At 62.0% G+C, this 19,585-nt stretch carries 20 protein-coding genes; 4 read left to right on the top strand and 16 right to left on the bottom strand.

Translation table 11 applies throughout. From position 1 onward, the window contains the following. Positions 1–12: 12 nt before the first annotated feature. The 7 genes from V8P77_RS22875 to V8P77_RS22845 form a co-directional block, all read right to left on the bottom strand. The gene (locus tag V8P77_RS22875; protein WP_131629873.1) at positions 13–834 is read right to left on the bottom strand and encodes a carbohydrate ABC transporter permease; all 822 of its coding nucleotides are present in this window, start codon (positions 832–834) and stop codon (positions 13–15) included. A 15-nt stretch (positions 835–849) separates the two neighbouring features. Beyond that, positions 850–1,713: a carbohydrate ABC transporter permease gene (locus V8P77_RS22870; RefSeq protein ID WP_020047583.1), complete on the bottom strand. Its 864-nt coding sequence runs from the start codon at positions 1,711–1,713 to the stop codon at positions 850–852. A 3-nt stretch (positions 1,714–1,716) separates the two neighbouring features. Next, positions 1,717–2,787 (bottom strand): ABC transporter ATP-binding protein, encoded by a 1,071-nt coding sequence (locus V8P77_RS22865; RefSeq protein WP_335914393.1) that lies wholly within the window; start codon positions 2,785–2,787, stop codon positions 1,717–1,719. A gap of 9 nt (positions 2,788–2,796) precedes the next feature. Beyond that, entirely contained in the window at positions 2,797–3,873 is a 1,077-nt protein-coding gene (locus V8P77_RS22860; RefSeq protein WP_335914392.1) for an ABC transporter ATP-binding protein, read from the bottom strand. Positions 3,874–3,914: 41 nt separating this feature from the next. Beyond that, positions 3,915–5,429, bottom strand: a complete 1,515-nt coding sequence (glpD, locus tag V8P77_RS22855; protein ID WP_335914391.1) for a glycerol-3-phosphate dehydrogenase — start codon at positions 5,427–5,429, stop codon at positions 3,915–3,917. Positions 5,430–5,550: 121 nt separating this feature from the next. Continuing rightward, positions 5,551–6,324, bottom strand: a complete 774-nt coding sequence (locus V8P77_RS22850; protein WP_335914390.1) for a DeoR/GlpR family DNA-binding transcription regulator — start codon at positions 6,322–6,324, stop codon at positions 5,551–5,553. 97 nt (positions 6,325–6,421) lie between these two features. Beyond that, positions 6,422–7,339 carry a DMT family transporter gene (locus tag V8P77_RS22845; RefSeq protein ID WP_335914389.1) on the bottom strand — a complete coding sequence of 306 codons (918 nt, stop codon included), beginning with the start codon at positions 7,337–7,339 and terminating at the stop codon, positions 6,422–6,424. A gap of 73 nt (positions 7,340–7,412) precedes the next feature. On the opposite strand from V8P77_RS22845, the gene V8P77_RS22840 reads away from it, so the two are divergent. After that, on the top strand, positions 7,413–8,342 hold the full coding sequence (locus V8P77_RS22840) for a LysR family transcriptional regulator (protein WP_130785568.1): 930 nt from the start codon (positions 7,413–7,415) through the stop codon (positions 8,340–8,342). Between the two features lie 32 nt (positions 8,343–8,374). Here V8P77_RS22840 and V8P77_RS22835 read toward each other — a convergent pair whose 3' ends face one another. From V8P77_RS22835 to V8P77_RS22810, 6 genes are all read right to left on the bottom strand, one after another. Continuing rightward, the gene (locus V8P77_RS22835) at positions 8,375–8,842 is read right to left on the bottom strand and encodes a GNAT family N-acetyltransferase (protein ID WP_335914436.1); all 468 of its coding nucleotides are present in this window, start codon (positions 8,840–8,842) and stop codon (positions 8,375–8,377) included. 100 nt (positions 8,843–8,942) lie between these two features. Beyond that, positions 8,943–9,464, bottom strand: a complete 522-nt coding sequence (locus V8P77_RS22830; protein ID WP_017957594.1) for a DUF992 domain-containing protein — start codon at positions 9,462–9,464, stop codon at positions 8,943–8,945. Between the two features lie 393 nt (positions 9,465–9,857). Beyond that, positions 9,858–10,022 carry a DUF1328 domain-containing protein gene (locus tag V8P77_RS22825; RefSeq protein ID WP_335914388.1) on the bottom strand — a complete coding sequence of 55 codons (165 nt, stop codon included), beginning with the start codon at positions 10,020–10,022 and terminating at the stop codon, positions 9,858–9,860. A gap of 99 nt (positions 10,023–10,121) precedes the next feature. Next, positions 10,122–10,712, bottom strand: a complete 591-nt coding sequence (locus tag V8P77_RS22820) for a hypothetical protein (protein WP_335914387.1) — start codon at positions 10,710–10,712, stop codon at positions 10,122–10,124. 104 nt (positions 10,713–10,816) lie between these two features. After that, on the bottom strand, positions 10,817–11,203 hold the full coding sequence (locus V8P77_RS22815; RefSeq protein ID WP_335914386.1) for a VOC family protein: 387 nt from the start codon (positions 11,201–11,203) through the stop codon (positions 10,817–10,819). 106 nt (positions 11,204–11,309) lie between these two features. Beyond that, positions 11,310–12,932, bottom strand: coding sequence for an ABC-F family ATP-binding cassette domain-containing protein (locus tag V8P77_RS22810; RefSeq protein WP_335914385.1), 1,623 nt, complete (start codon positions 12,930–12,932; stop codon positions 11,310–11,312). Positions 12,933–13,136: 204 nt separating this feature from the next. On the opposite strand from V8P77_RS22810, the gene V8P77_RS22805 reads away from it, so the two are divergent. Both V8P77_RS22805 and V8P77_RS22800 read left to right on the top strand, forming a co-directional pair. Next, the gene (locus V8P77_RS22805; protein WP_335914384.1) at positions 13,137–13,466 is read left to right on the top strand and encodes a DUF6665 family protein; all 330 of its coding nucleotides are present in this window, start codon (positions 13,137–13,139) and stop codon (positions 13,464–13,466) included. Between the two features lie 103 nt (positions 13,467–13,569). Continuing rightward, positions 13,570–14,439, top strand: coding sequence for an aldose 1-epimerase family protein (locus tag V8P77_RS22800; RefSeq protein ID WP_335914383.1), 870 nt, complete (start codon positions 13,570–13,572; stop codon positions 14,437–14,439). 38 nt (positions 14,440–14,477) lie between these two features. On the opposite strand, the gene V8P77_RS22795 is transcribed toward V8P77_RS22800, so the two are convergent. Beyond that, entirely contained in the window at positions 14,478–16,067 is a 1,590-nt protein-coding gene (locus tag V8P77_RS22795; protein WP_335914382.1) for an MDR family MFS transporter, read from the bottom strand. Positions 16,068–16,091: 24 nt separating this feature from the next. Beyond that, the gene (locus V8P77_RS22790; protein ID WP_335914381.1) at positions 16,092–17,276 is read right to left on the bottom strand and encodes an HlyD family secretion protein; all 1,185 of its coding nucleotides are present in this window, start codon (positions 17,274–17,276) and stop codon (positions 16,092–16,094) included. 134 nt (positions 17,277–17,410) lie between these two features. Between V8P77_RS22790 and V8P77_RS22785 the strand changes: the two genes are divergently transcribed. Then, positions 17,411–18,058 (top strand): TetR/AcrR family transcriptional regulator, encoded by a 648-nt coding sequence (locus V8P77_RS22785; RefSeq protein WP_335914380.1) that lies wholly within the window; start codon positions 17,411–17,413, stop codon positions 18,056–18,058. A 304-nt stretch (positions 18,059–18,362) separates the two neighbouring features. Here V8P77_RS22785 and uxuA read toward each other — a convergent pair whose 3' ends face one another. Further along, on the bottom strand, positions 18,363–19,550 hold the full coding sequence (gene uxuA, locus V8P77_RS22780; protein WP_335914379.1) for a mannonate dehydratase: 1,188 nt from the start codon (positions 19,548–19,550) through the stop codon (positions 18,363–18,365). Between the last annotated feature and the right edge of the window lie 35 nt (positions 19,551–19,585).

Genomic DNA, 19,585 nt, shown 5'->3' with positions numbered 1-19,585 from the left:
ACCGTCTCCTCCTCAAACGCGCCCGAGCGCGAAGCCCTTGGCGATGTAGTTGCGGACGAAATAGATGACGAGTGCGCCCGGAATGATGGTGAGCACGCCGGCAGCCGCCAGCACGCCCCAGTCCATGCCCGACGCGGAGACCGTTCGCGTCATGATCGCCGAGATCGGCTTTGCCGCCGTCGTCGTCAGCGTGCGGGCCAGCAGCAGCTCGACCCACGAGAACATGAAGCAGAAGAAGCCCGCGACACCGACGCCGCTGGCGATCAGCGGAATGAAGATCTTGATGAAGAAACGCGGGAAGGAATAACCGTCGATATAGGCGGTTTCGTCGATCTCCTTCGGCACGCCGGACATGAAGCCTTCGAGGATCCAGACGGCGAGCGGCACGTTGAACAGGCAGTGGGCAAGGGCCACGGCGATGTGCGTGTCGATCAGGCCGAAGGCCGAATAAAGCTGGAAGAACGGCAGCGCAAAGACCGCCGGCGGCGCCATGCGGTTGGTCAGCAGCCAGAAGAACAGGTGCTTGTCGCCGAGGAAACGGTAGCGCGAGAAGGCGTAGGCCGCCGGCAGCGCCGCAGCGACCGAGATTACCGTGTTCATTACCACGTAGATGATCGAGTTGATATAACCGTTATACCAGGACGGGTCGGTAAAGATGACCGTGTAGTTGCGCAGCGTCGGGTTCGTCGGCCAGAGCGAGAAGGCGCCGGTGATCTCCGAATTTTCCTTGAAGCTCATATTGACGAGCCAATAGATCGGCAGGATCAGGAAGATGATGTAGATCGTCGGAACGAGCCAGGAAAGGCTGCCTGCAGGTTTGTATTTGTTGGTCATATCTCGCCCTCCCTTTTAGCTCGCGTCGCTGCTGGTCATCACGGTGTAGAATACCCATGAGAGCAGCAGGATGATGAGGAAGTAGATGATCGACATCGCTGCCGCCGGGCCAAGGTCGAACTGGCCGACTGCCATCTTCACGAGGTCGATGGAGAGGAAGGTCGTCGAGTTGCCGGGCCCGCCGCCGGTGACCACGAAGGGCTCGGTATAGATCATGAAACTGTCCATGAAGCGCAGGAGCACGGCGATCAGCAGCACGCGCTTCATCTTCGGCAGCTGGATGTAGCGGAAGACGGACCAGCGCGAGGCGCCATCGATCTTGGCGGCCTGGTAATAGGCATCCGGGATCGAGACCAGGCCGGCATAGCAAAGCAGCACGACGAGGCTTGTCCAGTGCCAGACATCCATGACGATGACGGTCACCCAGGCATCGATCGGATCGCGGACATAATTATAGTCGAGGCCGATCGCTTCGAGCGTGTGGCCGAGCAAGCCGATATCGACGCGCCCGAAGACCTGCCAGATGGTGCCGACGACGTTCCACGGAATGAGCAGCGGCAGCGCCATCAACACCAGGCAGACGGGAACGCCCGGTCCTGATTTCGGCATGTTGAGAGCGATGAAGATGCCAAGCGGAATCTCCAGCGCCAGGATGATGAAGGAGAAAAGCAGATTTCGCTGGAGCGATTCCCAGAAGCGGTCAGAATGCAGGGTCTGGACGAACCAGTCGGTACCGGCCCAGAAGAACTCGTTATTGCCGAAAGTATCCTGCACTGAATAGTTGACGACGGTCATCAGCGGGATGACGGCCGAAAACGCCACGAGCAGCAGCACCGGCAGGACCAGAAACCAAGCTTTGTTATTCCACGTCTTCTGCATGGCTCAGGCCTCCCTGTCGACACGCCAACTGTCGGCGTAGATGCTGATGGCGGACGGATCGAAGGTGACGCGGGCGTCCGCGGGAATGTCGGCGTCTTCAGTCACGACGATGGCGATCGGCTGGCCGGCAAAGCGGGCGCGCACGATCTTCTGCCGGCCGATATCCTCGACCTTGCTGATCGTGACCTGCATGCCATCCCGTCCGAGGCGAATGAATTCGGGACGGATTCCGAGTTCGGTTTTGGCCGTGCCTGCCGTCTTCGGCGCGTAATCCAGCGTCAGGGTCTCGTCTCCGACCTTGACCGCGCTGCCCTCGATCCTGGCCGGCATGAAATTCATGCCCGGCGAACCGATGAAATAACCGACGAAGGTATGGCTCGGCCGCTCGAAAAGCTCGGCCGGCGTGCCGATTTGGACGATCTGGCCGTCATACATGACGACGACCTTTTCGGCGAAGGTCAGCGCCTCGGTCTGGTCGTGGGTGACATAGACCATGGTGAAGCCGAACTGCTTGTGCAGCCGCTTCAGCTGCGAGCGCAGCACCCATTTCATATGCGGATCGATAACGGTCAGCGGCTCGTCGAACAGGATGGCGTTGACGTCGTTACGCACCAGTCCGCGGCCGAGCGAGATCTTCTGCTTCTGATCGGCCGTCAGGCCCTGCGCCTTGCGCCTGGCCCAACCGGCAAGATCGATCATTTCGAGGATATCGCGGACACGCCGGTCGACATCCGCCTCGGCCACGCCGCGGTTGCGCAGGGGAAAGGCGAGATTGTCGTAAACGGTCATCGTGTCGTAGATGACGGGAAATTGGAAAACCTGGGCGATGTTGCGGCTCTGTGTCGAAAGGTTCGTGACATCGTTGCCGTCGAAAAGGATGCGGCCGTGCGAGGGCTGCAGCAGGCCGGAGATGATGTTGAGCAGCGTGGTCTTGCCGCAGCCGGAAGGGCCGAGCAGCGCATAGGCGCCGCCATCGTTCCATTCGTGGTCGACTTCCTTCAGCGAATAATCCTTGTCGGACTTCGGATTGGCGCCGTAGGCGTGGCGGATATGGTCGAGCGTGATGCGTGCCATTGTGCTCTCCTATACCTTTCCGGCCGCGGCGATGGCGCGGCCGTCGCTGCCGAAGGCCATCAGGTGGCGGGTGTCGAGAAAGGCCTCAACCTCCATGTCGGGATCGATGTCGTGAATGCCATGCGCCAGCATCACCCAGCGCACACCGTCATATTCCAGGTGAACGAAGCTCTCCGAGCCGGTGATTTCGGAAACCAGTGTGCGCGCCTGCATGCGGGCCGCGTCGCCGGTCTGCGGCGCCAGGCCGAGATGATGCGGGTGAAAGGCGATGGTGACGGGACCATCCGGCACGATGGCCAGATGCGAGGGAACCGAGATCGTCACCCCGCTCGGGCGCGTGAAGATATTGCCGGATTTCGTGACGTCGAGGGCGTTCAGCGGTGGATCGGCGAAAATGCCGGCGGTGGCGAGATCGACGGGTCGGCGATAGACCTCGATCGTCGGCCCGAACTGGGTCACCCGGCCCTGGTTCAGCGTTGCCGTGTTGCCGCCAAGCAGCAGTGCCTCGGAAGGCTCGGTCGTCGCATAGACGAAGATCGCGCCGGATTGGGCAAAGATCTTCGGCAGTTCCTCGCGCAGTTCCTCGCGCAGCTTGTAATCGAGATTGGCGAGCGGCTCGTCCATCAGCACGAGGCTGGCATTCTTGACGAGCGCGCGCGCAAGCGCCGTGCGCTGTTGCTGGCCGCCGGACAGGTTGAGCGGGGTGCGGTCGAGATAAGGCGTGAGCTTCAACAGCTCGGCAGCCTTGCGCACCTCACTGTCGATCGTCGCAGCATCCTTGCCCGATATGCGCATTGGCGAGGCAATGTTGTCGTAGACCGTCAGCGCCGGATAGTTGATGAACTGCTGGTAGACCATGGCCACGTTGCGCTTCTGCACCGGCATGCCGGTGACGTCGGCGCCGTCGAAATGGATCGAGCCGCCGGTCGGCCGGTCGAGCCCCGCCATCAACCGCATCAGAGAGGTCTTACCCGCGAGCGTCGGCCCGAGCAGGACGTTCAGCGTGCCCCGCTCGAGAACCAGATCGGTCGGATAGATATGATAGTCCGCGCCCACCATCTTGGCGGCGTTTCGCAGTTCAAGCATTCCGATTCCCGTGCCTCCACGCATCGGGGACCACATGGCTCCTAGCCGGCCATCGCCGGCATGGCAGCCATGTACTCCTCCAGTGACTGGGCCTGCTCCTTCGAAAGGCGCAGACCATCCTTTGTTCTCCTCCACAGCACGTCTTCGGCGTGCCGGGCCCATTCCTGCTCGACGAGATAGGTGACCTCTGCCTCGTAGAGATCGCCACCGAACATCCGTCCGAGATCGTCGATGCCGCGGGCATCGCCAAGTAGCAGCTCTGCCTTTGTACCGTAGCGGCGCACCAGCCGGCGGGCATGCCGATCGGCGAGGAACGAATAACGCCGCTTCAGCTTGGCGACCTCCGCCTCGTAACCCCGAACAGGAAAATCGCCGCCCGGCAAATGGCTTTTGGCCGTCCATGGGGCGCCTTTGGCACCGATCGCAGCACCGATCTTCTCCAGTGCATGTTCGGAAAGCCGGCGATAGGTGGTGAGCTTGCCACCGAAGACGTTGAGCAACGGTGCGGCTGCACCTTCGCCTTCCAGCTTCAGCACATAGTCGCGCGTCGCCTCCTGCGCCTTCGAGGCGCCGTCATCATAAAGTGGCCTGACCGCAGAATAGGTCCAGACGATATCCTCCGGCCTGACCGGCTCCTTGAAATATTCCGACGCCGCATTGCAAAGATAGACGGTCTCTTCCTCGGAGATCCGGACATCCCGGGGATCGGCGGTGTAGTCGCGATCCGTGGTGCCGATCAGGGTGAAATCGCCCTCGTAGGGAATGGCGAAGATGATGCGGTTGTCGGGATTCTGGAAGAAATAGGCTCTCGCATCGTCGAATTTCTTCTTCACGACGATATGGCTGCCCTGGACGAGGCGGACATGATGGGCTTCGTTCTGGCCGATCGCGGAACGAATGACATGATCGACCCAGGGACCGGCGGCATTGACCAGCATGCGGGCCTGATGGCTGTCATTGCGGCCGGTGACTGTATCGATGGTCTCGATCTGCCACAGGCCATTCTCGCGCCTTGCCGACACCACCTTGGTGCGCGGCATGATCAGCGCGCCCTTGTCGGCGGCATCGCGGGCGTTCAGCACCACCATGCGGGCATCGTCGACCCAGCCGTCGGAATATTCGAAGGCCTTGGAAAACAGCGCCTTCAGCGGCTTGCCGGCCGGATCACGGCGCATGTCGAGCACCGATGTCGGCGGCAATAGCTTGCGGCCGCCAAGATGGTCGTAAAGGAAGAGGCCGAGCCGGATCAGCCAGGCCGGGCGGATACCGCCCTTGTGGTAGGGCAGCACGAAGCGCAGCGGCCAGATGATGTGGGGCGCCATCGCCCAGAGGATCTCGCGCTCCATCAGCGATTCACGCACAAGGCGGAACTCATAATGCTCGAGATAACGCAAGCCGCCATGGATCAGCTTGGTGGCGCCCGACGAGGTACCCGAGGCGAAATCGTTCATCTCCGCCAGGGCCACCGTATAGCCGCGCCCGACGGCATCGCGCGCGATGCCGCAACCGTTGATGCCGCCACCGATGACGAATATGTCGTGAATATTTCGGCCCAATTCCCCCTCCGAGCCCGCCGTCGATTTCGCATCGCACAAAACTTGCGCAATTGCGAAAGTAACATCAGTTAAAACGAAAGGAATACGAATGTCAAACGAATGTTTGTGAGGGGTCTGTTGTCTAGCGAGATCTGGCGTTCGTTTCGATCAGTTTCACATTGTTTTCGAGGCAGAGATTGCGGATCGATGGCACCGGACAGCGATCGGTGATGAAGGTATGAACCTGGGAAAGCTGACCGATCCTCACCGGTGCGGTACGTTCGAACTTCGTCGAATCGGCAACGAGAATGACGTGCCGGGCATTGGCGATGATGGCCTGGGCGACCTTCACTTCGCGAAAATCATAGTCAAGAAGCGCGCCGTCGATATCGATCGCCGACGCGCCGATCACGGCGTAATCGACCTTGAACTGGCGGATGAAATCGACGGCCGCCTCGCCGACGATCCCGCCGTCCGAACCGCGCACGACCCCGCCGGCAATGACCACCTCGATTGCCGGGAAAAGGCGTAACCTATTGGCGACGTTGATATTATTGGTGATCACCATCAGCTCGTGATGGTTGGCGAGCGCCTCGCCCACCGCCTCTGTCGTCGTTCCGATATTGATGAAGAGCGAGGCCCCACTCGGAATCAGCTCGACCGTGGCAATGCCGATCGCCTGTTTCTCGGAAGCGGCGATCTGACGGCGCGCTTCGTATTTGACATTCTCCGTCCCACTCGGGAATGTGGCGCCGCCATGGATGCGCGTCAGCACCTGCGCATCGCAGAGATCGTTCAGGTCCTTGCGGATCGTCTGGGGCGTCACCGAAAAGCGGGAGGCGAGCTCCTCGACCAGAACCCTGCCGCTCGATTTCGCAATCGCCACGATTTCAATTTGCCGGTCGGTCAAGAACATGAGCGTGCGCCTTTCGATCTGCTTTCGTTTTAAAGAAAGCGAACCGCAGCGCAATGCCTATCTGTTACTGGGCCGCCTTCACGGCCCGAATTCGACTCTACCGCTTCCGCATCACGTTGACGACGAGCACACCGAGGATCGCCATGACGCCACCGACCGCGCCGAGCACCGTCGGCGTTTCGCCCAGCCAGACGAACCCGATCAGCGTGGCGACCGGGGGAACACCGTAGAGGAAATTCGAGGCGCGGGCGGCCGTCAGCCGCTTCAGGGCGATTGCCCAGGTGAGATAGCCGATCGCGGTCGGGAAGATAACGAGATAGGCAACGCCCCAGTTCACCTCCGCCGGTGCAGCGGCCAGCGCCTGAATCGTCGCCGGGACGGCCGGAAACAGTGGCACCGAACCGATGAGCAGGATCCAGGCAGTGACGGCCAGCGCCGGCAGCCGTCCGAGCAGCGGCTTCTGCAGCACGCTGGCGACTGCCGAGCAGAGCGCCGCGCCAAGGATGAGGACTGCATTCGGATCGAGCTTGAAGCCGCCATCGGAGGCGACCGCGATCAGCGCCACGCCCCCGAAGGAAATCGCCGTGCCCACCCAGCCCCAGCGGCCGAATCGCTCGCCGAGCGCGAATGTGGCGATGAGAGCGGTGAAGACCGGCATGGTGTTGATGATGAAGCTTGCCGGTCCCGCCTCAACGGTCTGCTCGCCAGTGTTCAGCAGAACCGCATAGGCGGCGATGAAAAGCACGGCGGCAACGGCCAGACGGAAAAAATCGCGCCTTTCCGGCATCGGCCGATAGATGACGAGATAGACGAGGGCAATGACGCCGGCTGCCACATAGCGCGCCGTCGCCAGTTCGATCGGCGTCAGTGGCCCGAGACAGATGCGGATCACCACGAAGGAGGAAGCCCAGGAGAGGATGGTAACGACGATCGCCGCAAAGGCGACCAGATCGAACCCGCCTTGCTGTTTCGTCGTAACCGGTGCGCTTGCCGCCATGCTCATTTTCGCCTCCATATGTTCCTGCGACAGTGGATTAGGCCTTCGATGCGTGCTTGAAAAGCATCGCAATCGATGATCAAATGTGCGTATGGTTCACAGCTCGCCCGTTCTTCCGCCGCTCGATACGCTCGAGACCTTTGCCCGCGCCGCCCGGCTCGGATCGTTTTCCGCCGCGGCCGAGGAAAGCGGCATCACCCACGGCGCAGTGTCGCGCCAGGTCTCGCGGCTGGAACGCTGGATGGGCGTTCGCCTGTTTGCGCGCGAAGCCCGAGGCGTGCGCCTGACGCCGGAAGGCATGCGGTTTTTCGCGCGGGCGGAAGAAGCACTTACGCTGCTCGGCAATAGCGGCGAACGCTGGCTGCCTCGCCGCAACAAGGCGGTGGTGCGCCTTTCGGTGACGCCCTCCGTCGCCTCTCTATGGCTGTTTCAACGCCTGCCGAAGCTCGAAGGAAACGAGCTGCATGTCGAGCTGACGCTCGAACACCGGCTGGCGGATTTCGGCGAAGGCACGGATCTTGCCATTCGCTGCGGCAAGGGACCATGGGCCGGCGTGCGCGCCCTGCCGCTCTGGCAGGAGAAATCGTTTCCGATCGCCGCCCCGGCGCTGGCGGAGCGGCTCGGGCAACGCTCCGATGCCTTGGCGCTGCTCGATCTGCCGATCCTGCACGATTCGAATATTGAAGGCTGGCGGCGTTGGCTCTCTCGTGAGGGCGTCGACTATATACCGCGCGGCCACGATCGGCGCTTCGAGGACTACAATTTGGTGATCGATGCCTGCGCCCAGGGCCTCGGGATCGCGCTCGCGCGGCCGCCGCTGTCGGATGCCGCGCTGGCCACCGGGCGCGTCGTCGCGGTGTCGGAGCGGACGCTCGACTATCATGTGGCCTTTCATCTGATTAGACCGGACGAGGCCCTGAGAAGCCCTGCCATAGAATTCGCAAGCCGCTTCCTGCGCGAGGCCGGCCATGACGAGGCGACGATCGCTACTTTTATCGCACCCGGCCGAGCGAAAGCGTAGGCGGAAAGCTGGGCTCCGGCGATCGCCGGTCGCTACTCCGCTGAAAACTTCAGTCGCATTTCCTTCGCCAGTTCGAAACCAGCGGCACGATAGACGGGTTCGCCGGCGTCGGAGGCATGAATGACAGCAGTCGTGCAGCCGATCGATTTCAGATAGTCGACAGCCTTGTTGGTCAACGCCAGTGCGATGCTGCGCCGGCGGAAGGCGTCGGCAACATAGACGGACCAGATGTAACCGTGCAGCCGCCGTTCCGGCCGGATGACCTCCGGAAACGGCGATTGGTGCAGCTGGCAGGATGCGGAACCGGCGATGTCGCCGTCGACGATGGCAAGGAACGAGGTCAGGCGGCGCTCTTCGCGACCGCTTCTGATGAAAGACAAGATCTGCGCCGCCGCATCAGGCCTGTAGTGTTCCAGTGGTGTGCCGTAGCTGTCCCAGATCTTCAGATAGTGCCCAACAAGGATCTCGTCCTCGCCGGGCGTTGCCATTCGAATATCCATCATGTCGTGATCCGGCTTGGGCATGCGAGGGTGCAAAATCGTGTCTCAGACGAAATAACGTCCCCTGCCGCGACGCGGCAGGGGACGTCAAAAGGTCATATCAATTCGCTGGTGTGAGCGTCATCGAGGCGCTGCCGGCCGCAACGTTGAGGCCGAGCTGACCGGTCAGGCTGACCGTCTGCAGATGGATCGAACCGGAGGTGCCGCCAACCAGGAGATTGGCGCCGACACCGGCGCCGAGCGTCGCTTCGGCGGTGGCGCCGACGTAGAGGCCGGCGAGCGATCCGCGGTGATAGCCGGCCGTCGGAGCGAACACGGCCCAGATCAGACGGCTGCGCGTGGTGAAGCCAAGGTCGATGCCGAGCTTTCTCATTTCACCCGTATAACGATCCGAAAGTTCGTTGCCGACGGTCGACTGGAAGATGCAGTCTGCCTCTTTGGAGGAACCGAGCACGTAACCCGTGCCGCCGCCGATATCGCAGGTGAGGTAACCGATCTTCACGCCGTTGCGCAGGTCCGGCTCTTCATATGTCCTGGTGCCGAGATCGGCGGCATTGACCGCCCCAGCGCCGACAAACGTCAACGATACCGCGGCAAACGCCGTCGCAAGAATTTTGTTCATAAGTCTCTCCTTCTCAAATCGTGACGGGAGCATACCCGGCTACTCGCCACCAGATTCGGCAACAGATAACGGACGGAACCGCAAAACGATCCCGAACCGGCATCATTTACGCATCGCATGTCAACGCGCCTGGGAGGGGCGCAAGCAACAAACACGCTTACGGTTCAGCTCCCATTGGGACATTTCGAAGGCACCATTTTCGCGGCATTCGATTATTTCACGATCTTATCCGGAATGGTTGCCAGAAAGGCACATTGATCTCGGCCCGGTCCGACCGGCCGCATCAGCCCGGGCGAGTTCATGAAGTCGGAAATGCCGGATTCGCGCATTTCCCGTAAAAGAAAAAACCCGGCGATATGTTTCACCGGGTTTTTATACTTTAATCTGTCCGCGTTATACGTTTCGCATCAGTCGCATGACGAGCGATACGACGAACAGAACCAGGAAAATGAAGAACAGAACCTGGGCAATGGAAGCTGACGCCCCTGCGATGCCGCCAAATCCGAGGACGCCGGCAATCAAGGCCACGACGAGAAATACCAGAGCGTAGTAAAGCATCGCAATCTCCTTGTACGTTGCTGCGGAGATAACGGAGGCCGCCCCATTTGGTTCCCGTCCGTCTGATGGCCGGGACATGCAACGTCGCATCAGCTTCATTCAGCCGACGTGAAAGACGCCGCTGTACATCCGGTCGCCTTCATTCGGCTCGGGAGGTTCGGCTGCGTCGAGATAGGCCTTGAGCGGCCCGGTCAGGACGAACCAGATGCTGGCTCCCAGCATGAAATAGGCTCCCACCGGATCGTCGATGCGGGCGATGAACGGAAGGCAGGCCGATGCGAAGAGGACGATGATCCGCACCGACCACTCTGCCTCACGTTTGGCGATGGCGCACGCTCTCAGCGACTTGTACTCCCGGGCGCCGTAACCGCCTTGCCCTGCCTTCACAGCCGAAAGCAGCTTTCGCGCGGACGGCAGCGCCAGCATGACCAGCGCGGCAACACTGAGCGTGAAAGTCTCGCCGGCCATGACCTGCCCGCTCGCGATCAGGAGAAAGGAGAGCACAACGAGGTTCCATGTCGGCTCCAGCAACTCCGGCGGTTGCCGCGTGCGGAGATGCCAACTCCGCAGCAAACCCGCCGCGCCGTGCAGTAGCGGCTGATCGATATAACGATTGATCCAGTCCATGCCGATGCGCCCGTCCCCGATTGCATGAAGAGGCCTCCGAACACCACGGAATTTGGTCATCATCGTGGCAATAACCGCCGAATTCGCTCTTCGCTCGGAAGAAGCGGCCCGTCCGTGAGGCCGATGACGGCAAGATTTAAACGCAGCTCCAGAGCGCGCGCGACGGGTTAGCGCAATTCCTGCGCGACCTCCCAGACATGGCCCGACGGATCCGGAAAGGCTGCGGTGCGGCGGCCCCATGGACGATCGATCGGACCGTTGAGCAGCGTGACCCCGAGTTTGCGCAGTTCTGCACAAACCGCATCGACGTCGTCGACCTTGATCGTCAGCAGCACGCGTGCGCCCGAACCGGGCGCTGACACTGCGACCGGCTCGACCAGTTGAGGCGCCTGCGCTGCATCGAGCAGGTTGATCATCGTTCCCGAGAATTTCAGGACCGCCGATACCGCGTCCTGATAGACGACCTCTGGCGCAAAGACATTTTGGTAGAACGCTTTGGCCGCCTCGATATCATCGACGAACAGAGTGACGACCTCGATTCGATCCAACAGCATGGTATTTTCTCCTCCGTTGCTTCGAGCGGCCAACCGATATCGCTGGCCGGCTCTCCACTGGTCGCTTCGACACTGACGGTTTCGACTTGCCCCGCAACGATAATCGTCAGCTTCTCAGGCCGGGCGCCTCCTGGCCGGTGCGCGCCACATATTCGGTATAGCCGCCGCCATATTGATGGATGCCGTCGGGCGTCAGTTCCAGCACCCGGTTGGAGAGCGCAGCCAGGAAATGCCGGTCGTGCGAGACGAAGAGCATGGTGCCCTCATATTGCGACAGCGCCTTGATCAGCATTTCCTTGGTGTCGAGGTCGAGATGGTTCGTCGGCTCGTCGAGCACGAGCAGGTTCGGCGGGTCGAACAGCATGATCGCCATGACCAGCCGCGCCTTCTCGCCGCCTGATAGGACCCGGCAGCGCTTCTCAACGTCGTCGCCGGAAAAACCGAAGCATCCGGCCAGCGCGCGCAGAGGCCCCTGCCCCGCCTGGGGAAACTGGTCTTCCAGCATCTGGAAGACGGTGCGCTCGCCGTCGAGAATATCCATGGCGTGCTGGGCGAAATAGCCCATCTTGACGCTGGCGCCCAGCGCAACGCTGCCCTGGTCCGGCGCGGTGGAGCCGGTCACCAGCTTCAGCAGCGTGGATTTGCCGGCGCCGTTGATGCCCATGATGCACCAGCGTTCCCGACGCCGGACGACGAAGTCGAGCCCCTCATAGATGCTGCGGCTGCCGTACTTCTTGTGGACGTTCTTCAGGTTGACCACGTCCTCGCCGGAGCGCGGCGCCGGCTGGAACTCGAAGGAAACGATCTGGCGGCGCTTGGGCGGCTCCACCCTGTCGATCTTCTCAAGCTTCTTCACCCGGCTCTGCACCTGCGAGGCATGAGAGGCGCGCGCCTTGAAGCGCTCGATGAACTTGATTTCCTTGGCGAGCATCGCCTGCTGGCGTTCGAACTGGGCCTGCTGCTGCTTCTCGTTCTGCGCCCGCTGCTGCTCGTAGAATTCATAGTCGCCGGAATAGGTCGTCAAGGTGCCGCCGTCGATCTCGATGATCTTGGTGACGATGCGGTTCATGAACTCGCGGTCGTGCGAGGTCATCAGCAGCGCGCCTTCATAGCCTTTCAGGAATTCTTCCAGCCAGATCAGGCTTTCGAGATCCAGATGGTTGCTCGGTTCGTCGAGCAGCATGACGTCGGGACGCATCAGCAGAATGCGGGCAAGCGCCACGCGCATCTTCCAGCCGCCCGACAGCGCGCCGACATCGCCGTCCATCATCTCCTGGCTGAAGCTCAGGCCCGCGAGCACTTCGCGGGCGCGCCCATCGAGCGCGTAACCGTCCAGCTCCTCGTAGCGCGCCTGTACCTCGCCGTAGCGCTCTATGATCTTGTCCATGTCATCGGCCTGCTCGGGATCGGACATGGCGGCTTCGAGCTCGCGCAATTCCGCAGCAACGATACTGACCGGCCCGGCGCCGTTCATCACCTCGGCGACGGCGCTGTGGCCGGCCATCTCGCCGACGTCCTGATTGAAGTAGCCGATGGTGACGCCCTTCTCGCAGGAGACCTGGCCTTCATCGGGCTGCTCTTCGCCATTGATCATCCGGAAGATCGTCGTCTTACCGGCACCGTTCGGGCCGACGAGACCGATCTTCTCGCCTCTGTTGAGCGCTGCGGACGCCTCGATGAAGAGGATGCGGTGGCTGAGCTGCTTGCTGATGTTTTCGATACGGATCATGGTTTGCGCGGCGCCTGGAGAAGGAGATTTTGGCGCGCTTATGCCATGCGTCGACACGGCAGGATAGCCCTGTTTCCCACCCTCTCGATCAAGAGTATGATGCCGAAAGGCGTGAGCGGTTTTCGAACGACATCATGCTCACCTTCTTTAATTTGGAACAGGATTGGATAATATCGCGGCTCACGCCAACGGAGACCTGTGCCAATGAGCGTTCGTCCGCCGCAGTCCTTCAGACAATCCGAGGAGGATAGAAACGGCTTCAACGTCCTCGAATATGAGCTGATGTCGGAACGCGCGGATTCGCTTGGACGTCACGGGCTGAAGGTGGAGGCGGCGCTTGCCGCTCTGAAGGCATCGACTCTTGACCACCAAAGCGCCGAAGACCGCGAAAGGCTTCTCAACGAAGCGTCCGATGCCGTCTGGGCGTTCTTCATCCAGCGTGAGATCTGCGGGTTGCGGAATAACCGCGATGCCATTCAGCGCTACGGCATCCCGAACGAAGTGATCGCCAGATTGGGCGCAATGCGGAAATGACGAGGGCGATGGCTGGTGTGCTGCCGTCGCGCCCTCTATTGGGTGGAAATCCCCGGTTCGGAACGGTATGGCTAGCTGCCTAACCAATACGAAAGGAAACGCGATGCCAATCTCCATCCGGATCGGGAATCAGGATCTCACCGTCGATGTCTCCTCCCTCGGCGCCGAGATGCAGGCGCTCACGTCAAGCGACGGACGCTCTTGGTTATGGACCGGCGACGCAGCCTTCTGGACCGGGCGGTCTCCGGTCCTGTTTCCGATCGTCGGCAAGGCGCCGGATGACAAGATCGCAGTCGACGGTACGGTCTATCCGATGGCCCAGCATGGTTTTGCCCGCCGCAGCGAATTCGTGCTTGCGGCCTCCACTGAGACGATGTGCCGGTTCGAACTGGCCGCCTCGGATGCGACCCGGGCGGTCTATCCGTTCGAATTTCAGCTGGCTGTGGTGCATGCGGTCGAGGGCCGCGCGTTGACTGTCACGGCGGAGGTCACCAATCGCGACCAGAAGGCGATGCCGTTCGGCCTCGGATTCCATTCGGCCTTCGCCTGGCCGCTACCCGATGCTTCCGGCCGCGACCATATCGTCACGCTCGACAATCAAGGCGAGCCGGGTCTTGTGCGGCTGGAAGGCGGCCTGATCAATCCCGCGCCCCTGCCCTCGCCGTTCGATGGCGGCCGGCTGGTGCTCGATCACGCGATGTTCGAGCAGGATGCGATGATTTTCCCTGATGGTGTGGGCGCCGGCTTGAGTTACGGCGCCGAAGGCGGGCCGGCCATGCGGTTCCATTTCGAAAATCTGCCCAACCTTGCGTTATGGACCAAACCGGGCGCGCCCTTCCTCTGCATCGAGCCCTGGCACGGGACGGCTGCGGAAGCCGGGAGTTCGAGCGAGCTTTCCAAGAGGCCGTCGACCACGATCCTGGCGCCGGGCGCTGTGGCGAGCTTCGCCTTTACGGTCGAAATTCCGGAATAGAGAGAGCACTCGCCTGGAAGCCGGCGAGTGCCGCTGTTTCAATGAGCGCCGGCGCCACCGCCGGCCCGCGGTTTTTGGGTGAGCAGCAGGGCGACGGCGGCAATGGCAAGAACCACGCCGATGACGGCGAATGTATCGGCGAAGCCCAGGATGAGGGCCTGGCGTTTGACAACCTGGCCCAGCGCCACGACGGCCTTCTGGGCTGCGACGGCATGGTCGGAGACACCATGCTGCACGAAGTAGGCTGTCAATTGGTCGAGACGGGTGCGGACTTCATCGCGGCCGAGCGTCACCGACTGGCCGATGATGTTCGAGTGGAACTGCTCGCGTTTGGTCAGGACCGTGCCGAGCGTCGCCGTGCCGACGGCGCCGCCGAGGTTGCGCAGCATGTTGGTCAGGCCCGAGGCGGCGGCCGCATCGGAAGGCGCAATGCCGGCAGTGGTAATGGCGGTGATCGGCGTCAGCACCAGGGCCTGGCCGATGGCGCGGACGATGTTCGGAATCCAGAACTGGTCACCTGCCGTGTCGGCCGAAAGCGTGATGTTCATGAAGCAGCTGATCGCGAAGATCGAGATGCCGAGAAAGCCGATATACCGCGCATCGAAGCGCTTCATCATCATCGGGACGAGCGGGATCAAAAGCAGCTGCGGCAGGCCGGTCCAGGCCAACACGTAACCGATCTGCTCGGCATTGTAGCGCTGCACCTGGCCGAGGTATTGCGGCAGGATGTATACGGTGCCGAAGAGGGCGACGCCGACCAGCACGTTGACGGCAACGCCGATGCCGAAGTTGCGCTGCCTCAGCAGGCTGAGCTTGACCAGCGGCTTCTTCACCGTGAGCTCGATCCAAATGAAGGCGACGAGGAAGGCAAAGGCGAGGATACTGAGCTTGACGATGAAGGGCGAAGAGAACCAATCCTCTTTATTGCCTTCCTCGAGTACGGTCTGCAGCGCCGACAGACCAATGGCCATGGTGAAGATCCCCGCCCAATCGCCTTCCCGCAGCAGGCCAAGCTGCATCGGCTGCTTGTCGAGCGTCAGGGCAAGGGCGACCGCCATGATGGCGCTCGGGACGGCATTGATGAAGAAGATCGTCTGCCAGCCGTAATTTTCGGTGAGATAACCGCCGATGGTCGGGCCGATCGCCGGTGCGAAGGTGACCGAAAGCGCGAAGGCTGCAAGGCCTAGCGGCTGCTGGTGCTTCGGCAGCTTGGTCAGCACCATGGTGAAGGCCATGGGGATCAGCACGCCGCCGGCAAAACCCTGCAGGCCGCGCAGCACGATCATCGTGCCGAGATCATGGGCGAAGGCACAGCCAATCGAAAACAGCGGGAAGAGGACTGAGTTGACGAGGATATAACGGCGGAACGAGAAGACGCTGCTGAAATAGGCCGTCAGCGGAATGACGACGATCTCGCCGATGAGATAGGAGGTGGAGATCCAGGCGCCGTTATCGACGCCCGTCCCGATGCCGCCCTCGATGTCGAGCAGCGAGGCATTGGTGATCTGGATGTTGAGGATCGCCATGAAGGCGCCGATCATGCCGGCGAGAACGGCGATCCATTCCCTGGTGCTGGCGCCGGTTTTCGGCTGTGGGAGGGCGATGGCTGTTGCTGCGATTGTGGACATGACACGAACTCCTCGTCCCCCGGCCTAGCTGCGGTCGTTCTTGGTGTTGATATCAGGCTGGACGGACATGCCGGGGCGGAGATCGCCATTTGCGGCGGCGTCGCTGTCGAGCACGATCTTCACAGGAATGCGCTGGACGACCTTGGTGAAGTTGCCGGTGGCGTTATCGGGCGGCAGCAGCGCGAATTCCTGGCCGCTTGCCGGAGCGAGGCTGTCGACATGGCCGTGATAGGTGCGGCCGGGGAACATATCGACCTCGATATCAACCGGCTGGCCGGCCTTGACGTCGGTCAGCTGGGTTTCCTTGTAGTTGGCGATGACATAGGCTGCCGTCGTCGGTACGACCGACATCAGCTGGGTGCCGGCCTGGACATATTGGCCGACGCGCAGCGTGCGGTTGCCGACGGTGCCGTCGACGGGCGCTGTGATCGTCGCATAGGAAAGATTGAGCTCGGCCTGGTGCTGGACGGCCTGGCTGCGGGCAAGAGCCGCCTTTGCCTGGGCTAGCTCGGCGTTCAGTAGATCGACCTGCTTGACGGCGGCATCGAGCGAGGCGGTGTCGCGGACGATCGAGGCCTGGGCGGCAGCGATTTGCGAGGCGGCCTGCTGCGCAGTCTGGACCGGGGCATAACCGCTGGTGGCGAGGTTCGAGTAACGCTTGTTGTTCTGCTCGGCAAAGGTCTCGTTGGCGCGGTCAACGTCGACGGTCGCGCGGGCCGCGGCAATCGTCGACTGCTGGATATCGAGCGAAGCCTGCTTGGCGTTGACGGTGGCTTCCGCGGCGGCGACATCGGCCTTGGCCTGATCGAGCGCCGCCTTGAAGTCGCGGTCGTCGATGCGGGCGAGCGGCTGGCCGGCCTTGACGGTCTCGTTGTCCATGACGAGGACCTCGGCGAGATAGCCGGATACCTTGGGGGCGATGGTGCTGTTGTCGGCCTTCACATAGGCATCGTCGGTCGAGATATGGAAGCGGCCGACCGTCCAGTAATCATGGCCGTAATAGGCGCCGGCGGCGATCAGCACGAGGGCTGTGGCGCCGAGAAGCAGGGAGCGACCGCCGCGCCTGCGGGCGGCGGGCTTTTCCTCGGCAATGGGGGCGGCAGCCTCGGCTATGCGCGGCGGCTTGCCGGCCTCCAGGCTTGCCGGGGCGGCTTCGACCGTTGTTTCGAGGGCGGTATTGTTGTTCTGGGCACGCAGCGTCTTGGTCATTGTCTTCTCCGGATGACGGTCGCCGTCTCTTGGGCTGCGGCCTATGAATTCAGGGGAAATCCCATTTAGGAAACTTGATATTTTCCAAAATATGCTCTATAAAATGGATGTCAACGGGAATTTGGAAAATAGTAATGGTCCAAAATCAACAAATCGAGAAGAGGCCGCGAGGAAGGCCGCAGATACGTTGTGACGACGACACCAGGGGCCTCATCGTCGAAGCGGCAGACACCCAGTTTCACGAGAACGGTTACGCGGCGGCAAGCATCGCCACGATCGCCCAGGAGGCTGGTGTTTCCACAAAGACCCTCTACCGGCTGTTCCCGACCAAGGCCGATCTCTTCGCCAGCGTGGTCTCCGAGCGTATCAGCCGCTTCCTGCTGGCGCTCGATCCCCCGATGCTTGCCGCTGCCGATCTGAGAGATGGGCTGGAGCGCATGCTGATGGCCTACGGCATGCTGACGCTTTCGGAAGATACCGTCACCATCATGCGCCTCGTCATCGGCGAGTCGGACCGTTTTCCTGAGATCGCTACATCCTTCTACGAACGGGCGATCCTGCGCACCAATGCGCTAATGGAGGACTGGCTGCGCCTGCAGGTCGACCGCGGCCTCATTGCGCTCGACGATCCGCATCTGGCCTGCGGCATGCTGCGCGGCATGATGACCATGGAGCCGCAGCGCGCGGCGATCCTGCGCCAGGAGCCGCCGCCAAAGATCGAGGCGATCGCGGCGCGGGCGAAGATGTGCGCCGATCTTTTCCTGAAAGGTTGCGCGCTCTGAAGCATCGCTCTGGCTTCAGAGCGCGATGATTTTTGTTTACGGGGGAGCACTTGCTCTCCCTTCTCCCCAGCGGGGTCCGGAGGACGGGTCGAGACCCGCGGCTCGACCCCGGTCAGATGCCCGAAGGGCAGATGAGGGAGTGAGCGACGCTAGGAGCGAATGCACTGAGCGCAAGCGAAGGGCAATATTGAGCGACGTGCCGTGAAGCCCCCTCATCGCCTCGCTATCGCTCCGGCACTTCTCCCCGCTGGGGAGAAGAGACAAGTGGCAACGTCTTGCCCCCTCCTCGGCCAGAGACAACACCTCAGTTCGGCGGCGCGCCCAGCGCATGCAGGATGCCGCGCAGTTCGGCGAGGCCGCGCATGCGGCCGATGGCCGGGTAGCCTGGTGTGACGACCTTGTCGAGGTCGTCGAGCATACGATGGCCATGGTCCGATCGGAACACGATGGTATCTTCGGGACTGCGGCGGCGGTCTTCCGCAACCAGTTCGCTGAGAACCGCGACCATATCGACATCGCCTTCCAGATGCGCGCTTTCATGGAATGTCCTGCCGTCACCCTCGCGCGTCGTGGCGCGCAGATGGGCGAAGTGGATGCGCGAGGCAAAGCGTCGGGCGATCGCCGGCAGGTCGTTTTCGGCGCGCACGCCGAGGCTGCCGGTGCAATAACACATGCCGTTCGCCGCCGACGGCACCGCGTCGAAGAGAGCGGCATAGTCGTCCGCCGTCGAGGCGATGCGCGGCAGGCCGAACAGCGAACGCGGCGGATCATCGGGATGCAGCGTCAGCTTGACGCCACGGGCTTCGGCAGCCGGCGTCACCGCCTCCAGGAATTCGATCAGGTGCCGGCGCAGTCTTGCAGCATCGATGCCACTATAGGCGACCAGCTTTTCTCGGAAGGCCGGAATGGTCAGCGGTTCGGTGGTCGACCCCGGCAGAGCCGAGGTGATGATGCGGGTGATGTCGGCGACCTCGTCGTCCGTCATCGCCTCGAAGACGATACGCGCCCGTTCGCGGTCTTCGCTGGAATAGTGCTGCGCCGCATCCGGCCGTTCCAGGATGAAGAGATCGAAGGCTGCAAAACGCTCGTGGTCGAAACGCATGGCAGTGGCGCCGGTCGGCGTCACGAAATCGAGTTCGGTGCGGGTCCAGTCCACCACCGGCATGAAATTATAGCAGACGATCGGAATGCCGCAGGCGGCGACCGCTTCGAGACTGGCGATCCACGCCTCGATTTCGGCCTTCGCCTCCCCGCCCTTGCGCTTGACGGCGTCGGGGATAGGGATGCTTTCCACGACCGACCAGGTGAGCGGCGAACGATCATCAGGCGTCGTCTCGATCAGGGACTGGCGTTCGCGCACTTCCTGCTGCGTCCAGGCCCTGCCGATCGGCACCTGATGCAGCGACGAGACGATATTGGTCGCGCCCGTCTGGCGGACCTCGTCCAATGTTACCGGCGCTTCCGGTCCGAACCATCTCCAACCCTGCCGCATTCCTCTTCCTTCCCTGGCCTTTTCGTTTCGTATTG

This window comes from Rhizobium aouanii (genome assembly GCF_037002925.1).
GTDB lineage: Bacteria > Pseudomonadota > Alphaproteobacteria > Rhizobiales > Rhizobiaceae > Rhizobium > Rhizobium aouanii.
Note: the sequence above shows the minus strand (reverse complement) of the source record. Positions and strands in the feature narration are given on the sequence as shown.